The following is a 17,577-nucleotide window of genomic DNA, read 5'->3' on the forward strand; positions in this document are numbered from 1 at the left end:
GTGAATAATTTAATAAGGGGATATATATAAACCGTTTGATTGTAATATATATTATCTCAAACTCATTACTAAATAATGGTATCGCTAAGCCAAATGAGATTAAGTTCAGCCATGCCTTGTTATGTACCCTACCTAAACACACTTTACCCAATATGCGCATAGTAAACCAAGGTGTGCATCGGTGTTAAATAAAAGAATTATAGAGTTATGCCGCTTTCAATAAGGGTATAATTCGAAAATACATTGATAAGTAGTGCTGTAAATAGCGACTGCTTTTGGAAGATTGAAATGACAACGAACACAAACTTTTCTCAAACCGCTGCTTTTATCTGGTCAGTAGCTGACTTACTTCGCGGTGACTTCAAACAATCTCAATATGGTCGTGTTATTTTACCTTTTACGCTTCTACGTCGTCTTGAATGTGTATTGGAAGACAGCAAAGACAATGTAATTGCTCAAGTGCCTAAAGTTGAGCAAATGAGCCAGACTTTAGTTGCATCGGGTAAAGACCCATTAGACGAAACTCAAAAAGAAAAAATGCTGCTTAGGGCTACAAATGGTTTGTCATTCTTTAATACCTCACCAATGAACCTTGGCAAAATGGGCCAGAGTGATATTAAAGACAACCTTGAAAACTACATTCAGTGCTTCTCAAAAGATGCCCGTGAAATCTTTGAACATTTTAAGTTTGATGAGTTTGTTGGCCTGCTTGACGATGCTAACCTGCTTTACAAAGTAGTTGAAAAGTTTTCTAACACTGACTTAAGCCCTAAAGCGATTTCAAACCACGACATGGGTTTGGTGTTTGAAGAGTTAATTCGTAAATTTGCTGAAAGCTCCAACGAAACCGCAGGGGAGCACTTTACTCCGCGTGATATCGTGCGTTTAACGACCTCGTTGGTATTTATGGAAGACGATGACGCCCTAACCAAAGAAGGTATTATCCGCACCATATACGATCCAACAGCTGGTACAGGTGGTTTCCTATCTTCAGGTATGGAATATGTGCATGAGCTAAACCCAAAAGCGGTTATGCGTGCCTTTGGTCAAGAACTTAACCCAGAGTCATACGCTATCTGTAAAGCCGATATGCTGATCAAAGGGCAAGATGTTAGCCGTATCAAGCTGGGGAATACCCTATCAAATGATCAACTACCGATCGATGAATTCGATTACATGCTATCTAACCCGCCATTTGGTGTAGATTGGAAAAAGATCGAAGGCGATATCAAAAATGAGCACACTTTAAAAGGTTTTGATGGTCGCTTTGGTGCAGGCCTCCCGCGTGTATCAGACGGCTCGTTGCTTTTCTTGATGCACCTGATCAGTAAGATGCGTGACACTACCTCTGTTGATGGCAATATCAGCGACGGTGGTCGTATTGGTATTATCTTAAACGGCTCACCACTTTTTACAGGTGGTGCAGGCAGTGGCGAAAGTGAGATCCGCCGCCACATTCTAGAAGCTGACTTACTCGAAGCGATTATCGCGTTGCCAACCGATATGTTCTACAACACTGGTATCGCAACCTATGTTTGGGTACTCACTAATAAAAAAGAAGCTGAACGAAAAGGCAAAGTACAGTTAATAGATGGCTCTAATTTGTGCGGTAAAATGCGCAAATCACTTGGCTCTAAACGTAACTTGATGAGTGATGATGATATTAAAACCATCACCCGTGCCTTTGGTGATTTTGATGTGATAGACGCACGTCCTTTAGAAAAACCAGTTGAAGAAAACTCTAACCGAGGTCGCCAATCAACAACGACTAAAACAGAGGCACCGAAAACCTTTGCGAGCAAAATTTTCAATACCTATGAGTTTGGCTATCGCCGTTTAACCATCGAACGACCTCTACGTTTATCTGCACAAATCACCGACCAAAAGGTGGAGTCATTACGCTTTGCACCTAAGCCGTTTAATGCAGTGATGAAGTCTGTTTATGACTTGTTTGAGTCAACGTGGGCTGAAGACGTTACTGGTAATAGTTATGGTGACTTAAAACCTTATGAAGAAGAAGTGCGCAGGCTGGTTAAATCAGACTTCCCTGAACTGAAAGAAAAGCAAATTAAAGACCTGCTTGATAGCAAAATTTGGTTGTTCCAAAAAGCATTAATGGAAAAAGTCCAAAAGCTCCAGGTACAGCTTGGTGATATTTTAGGCGGTAAAGCAAATCGCTCTGATGACTTTAACCAGTTTGATATCGACTACAACAGGGCGTTAAAAGCCATCGATGTTAAATTTGATACTAAAGAGAAAAAGCAATTCTTAGATGCTATTACTACTAAAAACCCAGACGCAGAGCGAGTGGTTGATAAAGCCTTAAAAACTGATGCCGATGAACTTTATGGTGCGTTTGAATACCAAGGTGATGTAACAAAATGGCAAAATAAGGTGGTGTCATTCAAACAAGATGGTGACTTGCGCGATAACGAAAATGTACCATTAAGCGGTGCTTATGAAAAAGGTAAGAGCACTCCAAGTATTACCACATCTGATTTAATCGAAACCTACTTTAAAAAAGAAGTAGCACCACACGTCGCTGATGCATGGATTAACGCTACTAAACGTGATGAAAAAGATGGCGAAATTGGTGTTGTCGGTTATGAAATTCCATTCACAGGACTATTTTACGAATACCTTCCGCCTAGACCTCTAAAAAAGATTGATGAAGATTTAGATGTTGTTAGTAAAGATATAGTGAAGCTTCTACAAGAGGTGCATTCATAATGGGCAGGTATAAAGAGTATCAGGAATATAAAAACTCTGAAGTAGAGTGGTTAGGAAAGGTACCGATAGACTGGGATATAAAAAAAATAAAGTATCTTAGTCCTGTAAAGAGAGGTGCATCTCCTAGGCCGATCGATGACCCGAAATATTTTGATGAAGAAGGCGATTATGCATGGGTTCGCATTGCGGATGTTTCTGCTTCAGACACCTATCTTTATCAGACTACTCAAAAAATGTCTGAACTAGGTAGTTCATTGAGCGTAAAGCTAGAGCCAAATCAACTTTTCTTGAGTATCGCTGGTACGGTGGGCAAACCATGTATTAATAAAATAAAAGCCTGTATTCACGATGGTTTTGTATATTTCCCAGACCTAAAAATTCCAAACAAATTCTTATTTTATGTATTTGCAGGAGAGCAAGCATATAAGGGGTTAGGGAAGATGGGAACACAGCTTAATTTAAATACTGATACTGTTGGCGGCATAAAAGTAGCGATACCTAAAACAGAAAAAGACATTCAAACTATTATTAATTTTTTAGACCACGAAACAGCCAAAATCGATACCCTAATCGAAAAACAGCAGCAACTGATTAAACTGTTAAAAGAAAAGCGCCAAGCCGTGATCAGCCATGCGGTGACTAAAGGCTTGAACCCAGAAGCACCGATGAAAGATTCAGGAGTGGAATGGTTAGGTGAAGTTCCTGAGCATTGGGATGTTAAAAAATTAAAATATCTTGTTTCTGAACCTTTGCTCTACGGAGCAAATGAAGCGGCTGAAGAGGTAGATAAATCACAACCTAGATTTGTCAGAATTACTGATGTTAAGTCTGACGGAACTCTTAAAGAAGATACCTTCAGATCTCTTCCTAAAGATGTAGCTCTTCCTTATATGTTGAAAGATGGTGATATTTTACTCGCTAGGAGTGGAGGAACCGTTGGTAAAAGTTTTATTTACAGAGATTCATGGGGAAGCTGCTGTTTTGCAGGTTACTTAATTAAAGCAAGTATTAACGAAGATATTGTTGCAGCCGATTGGGTATATTTTAATACCTTAACTAGCTTTTATTGGGATTGGATACAAGGTTCTCAGATACAGGCAACCATCCAAAACGTTAGTGCAGAAAAATATAATCTCTTCCAAGTGGCTATACCTCCAAAAGAAGAATGTAAAATAATCATCAACTTTATATTTGAAAATTTGAACAAGTTTGATGAACTGACTAAAAAGGCCGAAAGAGCCATTTTGTTGATGAGAGAACGCCGCACAGCACTTATCTCAGCAGCAGTTACTGGCAAAATTGATGTACGTAATTGGCAAAAGCCTGAAGAGAGTAAAGAGGAAGTGGTTTAATGGATTTAAACTTATGGAAGGGAATTTCTAATTTTGTTGCAATTGATAAATACCCGACATTACCTTGCCCCCACTGCAACAAGCATTCCCTGATAATAGACCGAGATAGTTTACAAATTCGCGCAGCTCCAGAAAAGGTGTTACTTGAAGCGAATAGAAAGTACCGTGGGGAAAAGCAAAAGCAGCAGAAAAGTAGCCAAAAGAGTATTGAAACGATAACCAAGTCCAATGGAACTTGGTTACCATTGTTAGTAGCGGTTTATAGTGCTTATCAAGACAGTGTAGCAGCTATTAATGGCACACCATTTTTATTTAGTGGCTTTTTTAATTGTAATGAGTGTAAGCATCACGTATCAGCAACGGGACTTTTATTAAAGCCAGCAAAGGGCTTAAGTGATGTTGAAAAAATACCACACATTAAAGTTGATAACTTCTCACCGACAGTGCCTATTTTTCCGCTATCAAGTAATACACCAAAAGTAATTGGTGAAGAGTTGTTTGATGCATTTAAACACTTTCATTTTGATCCGCCATCATCCGCTTCAAAATTGCGCAGAGCAATTGAAAAGTTCTGTGACGATATGCAAGTTGAAGGCAATAACCTTAATCGAAAAGTACAAAACCTTGCTAAAACGCATCCAGAAGAAGCAGCATACTTAGAGCCATTAAAGTTAGTAGGTAATGAAGGTACGCACGGTTCAAATGTTGAAGAGTTAGATTTGTTATACGCATTCCAAATGTTCCAGTTTGTATTGGAATTATATGACCGAAAAGCACGCTTTGAATCGTTACAAGAAACGTATGACAAATTAGCAAATAAAGTTGGCAGAGAACGCTTGCAACTTGCACACAAAAAAGAACAAGTAGTTGAAGCGCAATAAACGGATTAATAAGAAGCAGTTATGAATGTCGCAACACAAGAACGAATTTTTCAAGACGATATTATCACCCAAATGGTCGCCAATGGTTGGGTGCAAGGCCAGCCTGAGCACTATAATCGTGAGTCAGCCTTATATGAACAAGATGTACTCGCTTTTGTAAAAGAAACACAACCAAAAGAGTGGCAAAAGTTTTGTAAGGTCTACCCGAGTGATTCTGAGCGGCACTTTGTTGATGCATTAGTCGCACAGCTAAAAAAAGCGGATATAAATGCGACAGATAAAGCATCGCGAACCTATGGCACTTTGGGTGTATTGCGCCACGGCTTAAAAATTCGTAATGCGCGTTTTTCATTATGCCAGTTTAAACCTGAGCATGATTTAAACCCTGAGACACTTGCCCGTTACCAAAAGAATATTTGCCGCATTGTACCTGAGCTTGTGTATAGCCCATATGCTACCAAAGAGCATTTAGTCGCTACGGGTAAAAAAGCCAAAGCGTGGCGTATTGATTTAGTGCTGTTTGTTAATGGCTTGCCCGTATCAACCCTAGAGCTTAAATCCGAATTTAAGCAGGCCGTTGAAAATGCCATAAAGCAATATAAGCGTACTCGCTTACCAAAAGACCCTGCTACCAAAAAGCCAGAACCACTATTAACCTTTAAACGCGGTGCGTTAGTGCACTTTGCTGTAAGCCAATATGAAGTTTACATGGCAACTAAATTGGCAGGTGTCGATACCTACTTCTTACCTTTTAATAAGGGAACAAGTGAAGGTGGCGCAGGTAATGATATTCCAACGCGCTCTAATGAAAGGGATCTAAACCGCTATGCGACAGATTACTTGTGGAATGAAGTATTAACGCCAGATAACCTACTTAATATTATTGGCCGCTTTATTCACTTACAGATTGAAGACAAAGAAGACTGGGAAGGGCGTAAAACCAAAAAAGAAACCCTGATATTCCCACGTTATCATCAATGGAATGTAGTGACTAAGTTGATTGGTGCAGCCATAGAAGAGGGCACAGGCAAAAAGTACCTTATTCAACACAGTGCTGGGTCGGGTAAATCAAACTCGATTGCTTGGACAGCGCACCAGCTTTCAACCTTGTATGATGCAAACGGCAACAAGCAATTTCATTCAGTGATTGTAGTAACGGATAGAACCGTTCTTGATGATCAGCTGCAAGATACTATTTATCAGTTTGAACACGCTGATGGTGTGGTTCAAAAGATAAACACTAAGGAAGATAAAGGTCGTTCTAAATCTGAAAAGCTTGCAGAAGCTTTAGAGAATTCAGCGCCGATCATCATAGTCACTATTCAAACCTTCCCGTTTGTATTACGTGCAATTGAAAACTCTACCTCGCTCAAAGAGCGTAACTATGCGGTCATTGCTGATGAAGCACACTCATCGCAAAGTGGTTCTACAGCGCGTCAGTTAAAAGAAGTATTGATGACAGACGAAGCTGACGATGATACAGAACTCACCTCTGAAGATATACTAGATGCAACGATTGCCGCTCGCCGTGGGAGCGCCAACTTAAACTACTATGCCTTTACGGCAACACCCAAGGCCAAAACACTAGAGCTATTTGGCCGTTTACCAAACCCAGAGTTACCAGCATCTAAACAAAACAAGCCAGAAGCGTTTCATGTATATTCAATGCGCCAAGCCATTGAAGAAGGCTTTATTCTTGATGTATTGAAAAACTACACCAATTACCAAGTTGCGTATCAATTAGCGCAGAAAATTGAAGCTGCTGATGAAGAAGTCGATAGTAAAAAAGCCAAGGTAAAACTGAGTCAATGGGTGCGCCTGCATGAATACAACATCTCACAAAAGGTGAAAGTGATTGTTGAGCACTTTAAAGACAATGTGATGGGCTTATTAGGCGGTCAAGCAAAAGCTATGGTTGTGACTAGCTCACGTAAAGAAGCGGTGCGCTATAAATTAGCCTTTGATAAGTATGTAACAGAAAACGGCTATCAGTCTATTCGTGCTTTGGTTGCTTTTTCTGGTGACGTTGAATTTAACAAAGATGACCCTGATGCGATTGCCTTACTTGATCAAAAGTTCACTGAAAAAAGCATGAATCCAGACCTTAAACAAGATATGCGCAAGGCATTTGATACTGGTAGCTATCAACTCATGCTAGTGGCGAATAAGTTTCAAACAGGGTTTGACCAACCGAAGCTATGCGCCATGTATGTGGATAAAAAGTTGGGTGGTGTTGAGTGTGTTCAAACGCTATCGCGTTTAAACCGTAACTACCCTGGTAAAGAGCAGTGCGGTACGTTTGTACTCGACTTCTTCAATGAGCCTCAAGATATTCTCGATGCATTTCAACCTTACTATCAAACAGCAGAACTCGCTGATGTGACAAACCCTGATGTGGTTTTTGAGTTATATGAAAAGCTACGTACCAGTGGCATATTCCTATGGAATGAAGTTGAACAGTTCTGTGAAGCCTTCTTTACTAAGAATAAATCTAATGCAGCTATTAGTAATATTTGTAAGCCAGCAGTAGACCGTTGGCAAAAACGCTATAGCTTAGCGGTAGAAGCCTATATTCAAGCCAAAGACATGTTTGAGCGCACCAAAAAAACAGGTGATGCGGTGCTAATCGCTAATGCTGAAAATAGCTTTAAAGAGTGTAAGCAAGAGAAAGATCGTCTTGAAATCTTCAAAAAGGATTTAGGTAGCTTTACTCGCTTTTACGAGTTTATGTCGCAGATAGTGGACTATGACGATAAAGAGCTAGAGAAGCTAAGCCTCTATGCAAGGCACCTACGCCCGTTATTGCGTGAAAAGGTGATTGAAGAAGACGATATCGACCTTGATAACGTAGTTATGAGCCATTACCGCTTATCTAAAATTCGCCAACAAGATATTCAGTTAAAAGAAGACAGCTCTGAATACCAACTTGAGCCAAGTAGTGATGTCGGCAGTGCAAAGGCGAAAGACAAGAAAGAAGAATTTATGTCTAACATCCTTGCTCGCCTGAATGAGGTATTCATCACCGACAACCTCACCGATAAAGACATGATCAATTATGCCTTTACTGTTCGCGACAAGCTAACAGAAAACGATGCGGTAATGACGCAAATAGCCAACAACACCCGTGAGCAAGCAATGCTCGGCGACTTCCCAAAAGCAATTGATGATGCCATTTTAGGTAGTAGTGAAGCCCACCAAGAACAAATGATGCAGTTGCTGTCTGATCCATCTAAGACGGCTCAGTTTGCAAGGGTGGTATTTGATATGTTGAATGGATTTAAAGGGTAAATCCAGAAATGCCGTCAGATACTCATAATACGATCCAATGGGAAGATTACATTACCATTGAAGAGTTATACGTAGCGTATAGAAAAGCAAAGGCTGAATGTTTTTTTTATAAATGTTGTGCCAACAGCAACTAAGTTTGCTGAATATGAAAAAAATATAAACCAAAATTTGGCTAAATTGCACAGGAAACTGAAATCAATAAGTAATAGGTGGCCTAGTGACATAAATAGTATTGGCAAATTTGGTTATATTCCCAAGTCATTTGATACCAAGCGTTGGGATAAGAACCACAATTCAATTCATCACCGTGCAACTGATCCTGTTAAAGATTGGGAGCTGAGATTTTCAGAGAACAACTCTAAAAAGATTAAGGCTAATTACAGGTTGGTGATATTACTGATAAAGACTTGAGAGGGAGTTATAAGCCACTCCCTATTGATTTTCAGATGTCGTCATTCAGAAGGTGATAAGGTTATATTGTGTATGAATTCATCGCAGTTTATTCAGATAGTCACTTCAGGTCTTAGCTCTTGAGCCTGACGTTTGAAGTTTAAATTTCGTTAATAAAATTAGATAGCAGTATGTGTTTCATACTAATCTTAAAACAAATGTTTCTATGTAACATTCAGCCGTTTTTATAAAACTTAATTGTGTTTTTTAAATTTACCAATTTAATCGTTTTTATGAAATTTCGACTACTGGATAATGGTCTTGATGTGGTCCGCATGTGGTCCAAGAATTTTGTTCAAGAAAGCATGAAAAAGCTAAAAGCCTTATTTGGCGGGGGAGATAAATGGTCGGATTGGCCGGATTCGAACCGGCGACCCCTGACACCCCATGACAGTGCGCTACCAAGCTGCGCTACAATCCGACAGTGGCGATCATAATAATTAAAAGTCGCTGATTTGCAAAGCTTTATTGCACTTGTTAAGCCTGTTTGCTCGGTTTTTCATCATGTGCTGAAAAGTGGCCGTGCTGATTTATCAAAAACTTGGTAAAGCTCTCACTCGATACAGGTTTACTGAACAAGTAGCCTTGTACAATAAAGCAGCCTTGAGAAGCGAGGTAGTTCAGCTGCTGAATTTCTTCTACACCTTCAGCAACTACTTTTAAATTCATATTCTGCGCAAGGTTAACAATGGTTTGTGCCAAAATGGCATCGTCAGCATCGTCAGGTAAGTTTTTAATGAATGAGCGGTCGATCTTTAAGGTATCTACCGGAAAGTGCTTAAGGTAAGACAAGCTAGAGTAACCTACGCCAAAGTCATCAATACTGAGTGAGAAGCCTCTATCGCGAATTTGATGCATAAACTCGGTCGATAGGTCGATATTTTCAATAAAGACTTGCTCAGTGAGTTCTAGCTCTATTTTATTGGTTGGTAGCTTGTACCTCTCTTGATTGCTGATCACCAAATCGATTAAGTTAGCTTGTTGTAACTGCTTACCTGATAAGTTGATTGAAACGGATAATTCTCGAAATCCGAGTTTGTGCCAATAGGCGAGTTGTTGGCAAGATTTTTCAATCACCCATTCACCAATTTGAATGATAAGGCCAGAGTCTTCAGCAATTGGAATAAATTCATTGGGTGGTATCATGCCAAGTTCTTCATCTACCCAACGAATAAGGGCTTCTGCACCCGTGCATTTGCCGTTTCTGATATCAACTTTGGGTTGGAAATAGAGTACAAACTCTTGTCGTGCAATAGCTTTACGTAAACGCTTTAATAGCTCAACTCGCTCTGCGGTATCGATTTGCAGCTCAGGTGTATATACCGTTAGTTTGTTTTTTCCGGTTTCTTTAGCTTTATTTAGCGCGGTGTCTGCGCTTCGGTAAAGATTAATAAAATTATTATTATCTTTATCCGATATCACTAAACCTGCTGAACCGGATAGGTAAAGCTCGTAACCATCTAATACAAAGCGCGAATCGATGGCTCGGATAATCTTCATCAACAAGCGGCTGACTTCTTCAACATCATCAATTTGCGGTAAAACGATAGCAAATTCATCACCGCCTGTTCGGGCAATATAACCACTATCGGGAATGATTCTTTGAATACGCTGAGCAACGCGTTTGATTAGGCTATCACCATTATTGTGCCCCAATACCCCGTTTACTTCTTTGAAGCCATCGAGATCAAAAATAGCCAGCGCGTGTTTATCATTTGGCTTATCTTCGAGTAATTTAGCTAAATATCGCTCTAGTGCTTGCCGGTTATGAAGGCCGGTTAATTTATCAAATTCAACGAGTTGAGCGAGATTATGCTCTGCTTTTGCTCTTTCTTCCACTTGTGTTGCTAGCGCAATATTGGTTTTATAAAGCTTTTTCTCTTGGTAAATACTTTTAACCAGTAGGTGGGTAATAAAGGTCACTAAAACGGTGGTTAGGGAACCAAAAATAAGCACATAGTTTGCAAAGCTCTTACCCAAATGGGCTAAGTTTTCTGGCGTAGGCCACACTCTTATTGTGATAGTGCCTCCTAAAAAGCCAGTCGATATAGTGGCAACATCTCGATAATTGACGAAGTTATCACCATAAAACGTCAATATATCCATGCCGTTTGCTTGAATACTGACCTGGTAACCATCGTCTATAGAAAGGCGAACAATATTCCTGAAGTAGTTATCAATATGGATAACATTTGAAATAAAGCCTGCGTTGTCTTCATTGATACCTAAAGGAAAATAGATGGTAAACATTTGGTCGTTTTTGCCATCGTGAGGTAATAATTGCGTGACTGCTTGCCCGGTACTTTTTGCAAATTCCAGCTCCTCGAATAGGCTAGGAAAACTTTTGAGATCAATCCCCAAGTGGCTATTGAATTCATTTTCGGGCTCGCTCCATTCAAGGATGTAATCTTTGGATATCCACTGGATGGCAGAGACGTGTTTGTGATTGAGTAGTATTTTTTCGATTTGTTTTTTGCGAAGTTGGCGATCGGGCTGTCCGTTTATCAGCCACTGATCACCTAACCAACGATAAATAAAGATGAGTTCAGAAACGGATTGTTTGATTTCTCGTTCAATTTTATCGGCCTGAATAAGCAGTGTTGCTTCAATTTGTTCGTGCTTTTCTTGATCTAACTTGTACGCGGTAATAAACGTAGTAAACAGCCCAATTATAAAAGTAAGCAGGGTCAGTTTATTTCTGATCAAAAATTGCATGAAACCTCAAATTTACTGTTGTGTTAAAACCCTCTTGATCGCTTCAATCGATTCAGGGTTAGCTAATGCCGTCGTATTTTTGATTGGCCTATTATTGGCAATATCTTTGACAGTTAGCTCGGCTACTTTTCCGTTCCGTGTTCTGGGTAAATCACTAACATAATGAATTAATTCAGGCACATGACGAGGGCTAGCATGAGTCTTTATAATCGATTTTATTTGTTTTGTTAACGCCTCAGAGGCATTTACTTGTTCCCGGAGTGTAACAAATAGTAACACTCTTTCATCGCCTTGGTGTTGTTGGCCAATAGCCACGCCCTCTAGCACTTCATTAATGCGCTCGAGCTGACGATAAATTTCTGCCGTTCCAATTCTCACTCCACCAGGGTTTAAGGTGGCATCGCTGCGGCCGTAAAATATCAGGGCTTGTTCGTCTGTTTGTAAGGCAAAATCGCCTTGAGACCAAACATCGCTATTGTTAGCAAAGTAGGTTTCGCGATATTTTGTTTTTTCTTCATCTCGCCAAAAACCAATAGGCATAGATGGGAATGCCTGTGTACAAACTAATTCACCTTGTTGGTTTGTCGTGCTTTGGCCGTGTTCATCAAATATATCAACCGCCATGCCTAAGCCTTTGCATTGAAGCTCTCCTCGTCTAACAGGCAGAATCGGGCAACCAAGTGCAAAGCAAGAGATAATATCGGTACCACCACTGATGGAGCTAAGTTGAATATCCGATTTGATCGACTGATAAACATAATCAAAAGTTTCTGCTTGAAGTACAGAGCCTGTAGACATAATGGTTTTTAATGCGGTTAAATCATGTGCTTCCGTATTAAATTGGCTTTGTTCTAAGGTTTTTAAGTAACGTGCACTGGTGCCAAAATGCGTAATCGATTCTTTAGCTGCAAGTTCAAATAATAAATCAGCTTTTTGGAACATAGGATTGCCGTCAAAAAGGACAACCTTACAACCTGTTTGTAAGCCACTTACCAGCCAATTCCACATCATCCAGCCACATGTTGTGAAATAGAAAAGGGTATCTTTAGCGGTCACATTAGCGTGAAGTCTGATTTCTTTACTGTGTTGCAGTAGCGTACCGCCTACCGAATGCATGATACATTTGGGTTTCCCTGTGGTACCGGATGAGAACAAGATATAAGCCGGGTGGTCAAAAGGAACATAGGTAAACTGAATTTCTTCCTGCTTGATGTCATTGATAATTTGCCATGCTACAAAACCAGGCATTATCGATAGCGTATTGTCTCCGGTAACTTGAATTTTGGTTACTAAACTATCAAGTTCTTGGCATAGCGCATCAATTTTTTCGGGTAACTCAAATAGTTTTCCGTTGTATTGATATTCAGCGACTGTGAACAAGGCTTTTGGTTTGAGTTGTGCGAGTCTATCTATTAGACCTTGACTACCAAAGTCTGGTGAGCAAGAGCTAAATACCGCACCCAATGACGCTGTTGCCAACATGATAATGACAGTTTCAATTTGATTGGGCATGACTGCGGCAATGCGGTCGCCTTTTTCTATTCCTTGGTTTTTCAAGTAATGGCTTAATTGCGCTACTTTTTTATAAAGCGCGCGGTAGCTTATTTCACGTCTATTTCCTGCTTCATTAACATCAACCAGTGCGATGGCATCGTCTTTTCTTGAAAGTAGGTTCTCTGCAAAGTTAAGTTCGGCCCCAACAAACCATTTTGCATCAAGCATATGACCGCTGGCATCAAATACTTTAGCGGATTCTTTATGCCATTTTATTTGACAGAAGTTAGCACTTGCTTGCCAAAAATCAGCAGGCTTATTAATACTCCACTGATGGAGCTCGTGGTAATTAGAGAGGATCAAGTGATAGTGCTGATTCACATACTCAATAAATAAGCTGATCTGGGTTGTCGGTATTTGTTTGGCATTTGGCTGCCATAAAATAGGGTTTACTTCAGTCTGCATTGCTCGTTTCTATTAATTTTTATTATGTCCTATTAATAGATAACTCTTAGGTAGCAAACAAGCCTAAATAAACATCAAATAAGAAAAAGCGGGTGGCACAAATTCATGCCACTTACTCTTTTATATCATGATTTAGGGTGGAAACGCTTACTCTAGCTGATTATTAGACTGTAAAGTTATGGTTACTAAGGGGCTTTTTTCTCAAAACGTTTGTACTTATGACTTTACAATCAACACTTGTTAGATCTGATATGGGTCATAAAAAAGGCCCTTAATTTTCATTAAAGGCCTTTTGAATAATTTAAGTTATTAACAGTTAGTAAGGTTATTTTTTGACTAAATATTGTTTTAATTTAGCGACCGCTCTAACTAACTCAGATACTTGATGTGCTTGACTTGAATCTGACGAAAAACTGTCATAACTAATTTCAGCGTTTCGGTCTATTTTACTAACACCATTTTGGTCCCACACATAGATATAAGCACTATCAGCTGAAACCCATTGAGATTTTGGTTTATCATCTGACATTAAGTTGGAGCCAAAACCAAATGTTTTTTCATTGACACCACAATTTAGCCAATGGTTGATTAATGTTGGTGCAATATCAAAACTGGTGGTTAATGGTGGTAAAAAGTGTTTAGGCGATAAATCAACTGTGCTTAATTCTACTATCGACTGCTCAGCTTGCTTTGGTAGCAGTTGCTCTGCAGCAGAGGCTTGATTAACCCTTGGTTCATAAACAAACAAACGTCCCATCTTATTTTTGTCAGTCAAGAGTACAATCATGTGTTCTTGCTGTGCACTCAAAGATGAAATGGTTTTATCCAATTTGCTACTAGCATCAATATAGTCGACATTGAGTAAAGGGGCTGGTTGCATCAATTGAGATAAAGCTAAGTTTAACGCTCCTTTTTGCTCATTTATCATCGTTTGATAAATACTGGGAAGTGCGTGGTTTATTTCAAAAAGTAATCCCTGCTTGCGGCTATTTGACCAAAACTGTGTTGAAGCAATACCGGGTAAAGCTTGTTTGATAGCATCAACAATACCTTGCTCTGATACAGAGGTTAGGTCAATAACTGTTAAGTTCATCCGCTTTTTAGGAATTTGACATTGCATTAAATAGTTTGGCAATTGCAATTGGTAAGCTTCATCGTTAAAACTCAAATGCTTTTTATCTTTATAAGCTTTGATATCTATTAGGCCTGATTGGTCTAAAAAGCCCTTTGCCGTTAACGGGTAAGACAATGGAAATAGATTATCTTGCTTGATAATAGGACGGTACAATTGCGCATCGGCCCAAATATGCATCAGATGACTTGTGAAGAAAAAGACAATAAAAGCGGGTAAAATACGCGCCATTTTTAGGAGTCTTCTGATCTCTTCTAAACTTCGCCATAACTTGTTACTTAAGGCTATCTGGATAACGAATATTGCAGCGAATAACACTAAAAATGCGACAATAAAACCATTTGGAACATTGCTTAGTAGCTGTCCAAGGTCATTTTGCAAGTTGTCAGTTGATAACAGGTCAAGGTGGTAGCCATTAGCCGAATAAACCAAACTATCAACAAACATCAGTGATAGGCCGCTTGTTGCGACCGTTGCAGACCAAATCCGTACAATCCCAATTTGTTTGACCAGTGCGACCACAGGAAAAACGAGGGTGATGTAAGCGACAAAACTAATAAAGCCAATGTGGCCTAACCAGTAAAGTACTAAATAAACAACGCCTAACAAGGTGTCGGGTAAGGTACTAGAGAATACGTAAATACTGGAAATGACCAAAGCAATCAGTACATTGATTGTGGTATACCAGTGGCCCCAGGAATAGAGTTGTGCTCTTTGCTGAGATTCTGAATTTATAAGCATGAATGGTCTGGCAGAATTATGGTTGGCTGGATTGTTTTAACGCTAAACAAAATTGTTCTAAAACTTTTTCACGACTTTCAACCGCATAAGCTTTGTTGATTCGGTTGATGATTGTTTCACCCAACGCCATAAGTGCTAGGTCCGTTGGCGTGTCTTGTGCATCGAGTGCGATATTGATGGCATTGAAGATTTTTTCAAATTCTTGTTCTGAATATTTACTTGATTGAGGCATAATAGGGACAATTAATTAATAAGTTCACTAATTTTAGTGCCCATTAGGTATAAAACACAACGCTTATGTCAGTAACAAATGCACAAATCTACTTTAACCGTCTTGTCATTGGCGAAGAAGCCATCAATTTGCAACTAGAGCAAGCGAGTTGCGTTGAAGGGCAAACAGCCGATTATTTGGCTGAAAGTATGCATCAATCTTTCACTAAGAAAGGACAAAAAGCGTATTGTTGTTTTAAGGATGAGAGTGCTACCAAGCAACTGCTTGTTGATGGCACCGATCAAAAGAGCTTAGCGAACACATTAATAGATAAAATACAACAAGCGATAGAAGTCGAAGCGCCTCCGGCAGAAACCATCATGGCTGTCGCTTGTTATCGTTATTTGGCTTCAGATTTCATCTTAATCACATTATTAGGCGTTAAAGATTCTGTGCAATTGTCAGATAACATAAGTCCAGAACGTTCTAAATATTTAGATGTTGCGAATATTCAGTTAGCGATACAACTCGACATGAGTGAGCTGCTGAACGACATCGATTCAGCCCGCGGTATTGCATATATAAAAGGAAGAGTAGGGCGCACAGTTAGTGATTTTATGTCTGATGCACTTGAAATCGAACCTAGATTAAATGCAAAAGAAGCTACGCAAAAGCTGATCGCAACGGTTGAAGACTTCATCTCTGATGAAGTGGAAGATAAGCAAGCAAGCCAGACAGTCCGTGAAGTGACATTAGAAGTTATGAAAAATGCTTCAGATGCGGGCGAATTTTTAGAAATGCAAACCTTGTCTGATGAAATCGAAGAAAAAACGGGTATTGCAGGTCTATACGACAAAGCAGCAGAGGAAGAAGATTTTAATGACACTTGCCCTGTGTATATGTCGGCATCAAAGTCGTTACAAAAGATTTTTGGTCAAGGTGGTGGCATGAGTATCTCCTTTAATAGAAAGCTATTAGGAGAACACGTGCATTTTGATAAAATAAGTAAAAAGCTCACTTTCAGTAAGCTACCACCTAACTTATTAGACGCTTTAGAAAAATGTGAAGACTAATTAAAACAATAATTAAGATATAAACAGAGTACTTAGAAATGGAATGCAAAATTATTTTCACTGGAAAGGTGAATAACAATTTTGAACGAAGCAGTCAGATTGCAATTTTAGCTAGACTTTTCTCAGGTTCAGTGGAAAAAGCAGAAAAAGTATTAGCGATTGGTAAACCTGTTGTGATCAAAAAGCTAAACAATAAGCAGGAAGCTGCCACTTTAGTTCAAAAACTTCGCGCTGTCGGTTTGGATACTACCGCTAAAATCGAACAGGCAGAAGCGTCTAACAACGGCGAAGCAGATAACTCAGCTGAACTTGAAAATGTTAAAGCTGAATTGCATCAAGTAAAACAAGAGCTGGCTCAGTTACAAAGTCGATTTTTGAGTTTAAGTGAATTTATTGAGAAGTATGTTCACAAAACTGAAATCGATGATGTCTTTGAATCGGAATTAGATTCATTGCTTGATAATGATGAAGAAACGGTGCAAATCAGTGCAACTAGCTTTGATTTAAATGAAGAGCAAGCTGAAATTGAGGAGAAACCTAAGAAGGTTAATCCTTATGACAGTAGTGATGATTTATATGTTGAGCCTGAACCGAGTTTGATAATGAGAGTTTTACCGCTGTTAATAGCAGTGCTTATTATGGCTGCAATTGGTTTATCAGCCTGGTATTTTCTTCTGAGATAAAATCTAAGGCTTAATATTGTTAAAAAAGGAGCATATATATGCTCCTTTTTTTGTATTTGTACATTTAATATACGATCTTGTGTTAAATGACATTTTTATTAAAAAACTTCAAAAAAAGCGTTGACGGGTGAAGTTAGATCTCTATAATGCGCCCCCGCAACGCAGCGAGGCAACGAGATAGTGTTTTTATCAAGTTTCCAACTTTCAAAGTAAAGCTGAGTACGAAGTTAAAATCAGTTTCAATTAATTCGAAAAAATTGAAATTAAACGTTGACTTCGAAACTGGGAAGCGTATTATTCGCATCCCGCTTGAGACAAGGCCTAGCGCTAAGTCAAAAGCAACGTTCTTTAACAATTTGGTA

At 39.3% G+C, this 17,577-nt stretch carries 11 protein-coding genes and 1 tRNA gene; 6 read left to right on the forward strand and 6 right to left on the reverse strand.

Translation table 11 applies throughout. The features are described 5' to 3' along the window. The first annotated feature begins 288 nt into the window (after positions 1–288). The 4 genes from HR060_RS17835 to HR060_RS17850 are packed head-to-tail and all read left to right on the forward strand — an operon-like array spanning position 289 to position 8,251. The gene (locus HR060_RS17835) at positions 289–2,730 is read left to right on the forward strand and encodes a type I restriction-modification system subunit M (RefSeq protein WP_174201643.1); all 2,442 of its coding nucleotides are present in this window, start codon (positions 289–291) and stop codon (positions 2,728–2,730) included. Further along, positions 2,730–4,082, forward strand: coding sequence for a restriction endonuclease subunit S (locus tag HR060_RS17840; RefSeq protein WP_174201644.1), 1,353 nt, complete (start codon positions 2,730–2,732; stop codon positions 4,080–4,082). Before HR060_RS17835 ends, HR060_RS17840 begins: the two co-directional genes overlap by 1 nt. Continuing rightward, positions 4,082–4,963 (forward strand): DUF4145 domain-containing protein, encoded by an 882-nt coding sequence (locus tag HR060_RS17845; protein ID WP_174201645.1) that lies wholly within the window; start codon positions 4,082–4,084, stop codon positions 4,961–4,963. Before HR060_RS17840 ends, HR060_RS17845 begins: the two co-directional genes overlap by 1 nt. A gap of 21 nt (positions 4,964–4,984) precedes the next feature. After that, positions 4,985–8,251 (forward strand): type I restriction endonuclease subunit R, encoded by a 3,267-nt coding sequence (locus HR060_RS17850; protein ID WP_174201646.1) that lies wholly within the window; start codon positions 4,985–4,987, stop codon positions 8,249–8,251. A 794-nt stretch (positions 8,252–9,045) separates the two neighbouring features. On the opposite strand, the gene HR060_RS17855 is transcribed toward HR060_RS17850, so the two are convergent. The 5 genes from HR060_RS17855 to HR060_RS17875 form a co-directional block, all read right to left on the reverse strand. Then, a tRNA-Pro gene (locus HR060_RS17855) sits at positions 9,046–9,122 on the reverse strand. 56 nt (positions 9,123–9,178) lie between these two features. Beyond that, positions 9,179–11,416, reverse strand: coding sequence for a bifunctional diguanylate cyclase/phosphodiesterase (locus tag HR060_RS17860; protein ID WP_174201647.1), 2,238 nt, complete (start codon positions 11,414–11,416; stop codon positions 9,179–9,181). A 12-nt stretch (positions 11,417–11,428) separates the two neighbouring features. Further along, complete coding sequence (locus HR060_RS17865; RefSeq protein ID WP_174201648.1) at positions 11,429–13,375, reverse strand: acetoacetate--CoA ligase; 1,947 nt, start codon at positions 13,373–13,375, stop codon at positions 11,429–11,431. A gap of 325 nt (positions 13,376–13,700) precedes the next feature. Then, positions 13,701–15,248 (reverse strand): DUF3413 domain-containing protein, encoded by a 1,548-nt coding sequence (locus HR060_RS17870; RefSeq protein ID WP_174201649.1) that lies wholly within the window; start codon positions 15,246–15,248, stop codon positions 13,701–13,703. A 16-nt stretch (positions 15,249–15,264) separates the two neighbouring features. Continuing rightward, positions 15,265–15,480: a YejL family protein gene (locus HR060_RS17875; protein WP_174201650.1), complete on the reverse strand. Its 216-nt coding sequence runs from the start codon at positions 15,478–15,480 to the stop codon at positions 15,265–15,267. 65 nt (positions 15,481–15,545) lie between these two features. On the opposite strand from HR060_RS17875, the gene HR060_RS17880 reads away from it, so the two are divergent. Both HR060_RS17880 and HR060_RS17885 read left to right on the forward strand, forming a co-directional pair. Further along, complete coding sequence (locus tag HR060_RS17880) at positions 15,546–16,532, forward strand: nucleoid-associated protein (RefSeq protein WP_174201651.1); 987 nt, start codon at positions 15,546–15,548, stop codon at positions 16,530–16,532. Between the two features lie 38 nt (positions 16,533–16,570). Then, complete coding sequence (locus HR060_RS17885) at positions 16,571–17,215, forward strand: hypothetical protein (protein WP_174201652.1); 645 nt, start codon at positions 16,571–16,573, stop codon at positions 17,213–17,215. Between the two features lie 133 nt (positions 17,216–17,348). Here HR060_RS17885 and HR060_RS19225 read toward each other — a convergent pair. Then, the coding region (locus HR060_RS19225) for a hypothetical protein (protein ID WP_217434974.1) at positions 17,349–17,577 on the reverse strand (229 nt) is incomplete at its 5' end.

The sequence above is a fragment of the Marinifaba aquimaris genome (assembly GCF_013328345.1).
Classification (GTDB): Bacteria; Pseudomonadota; Gammaproteobacteria; order Enterobacterales; family Alteromonadaceae; genus Marinifaba; species Marinifaba aquimaris.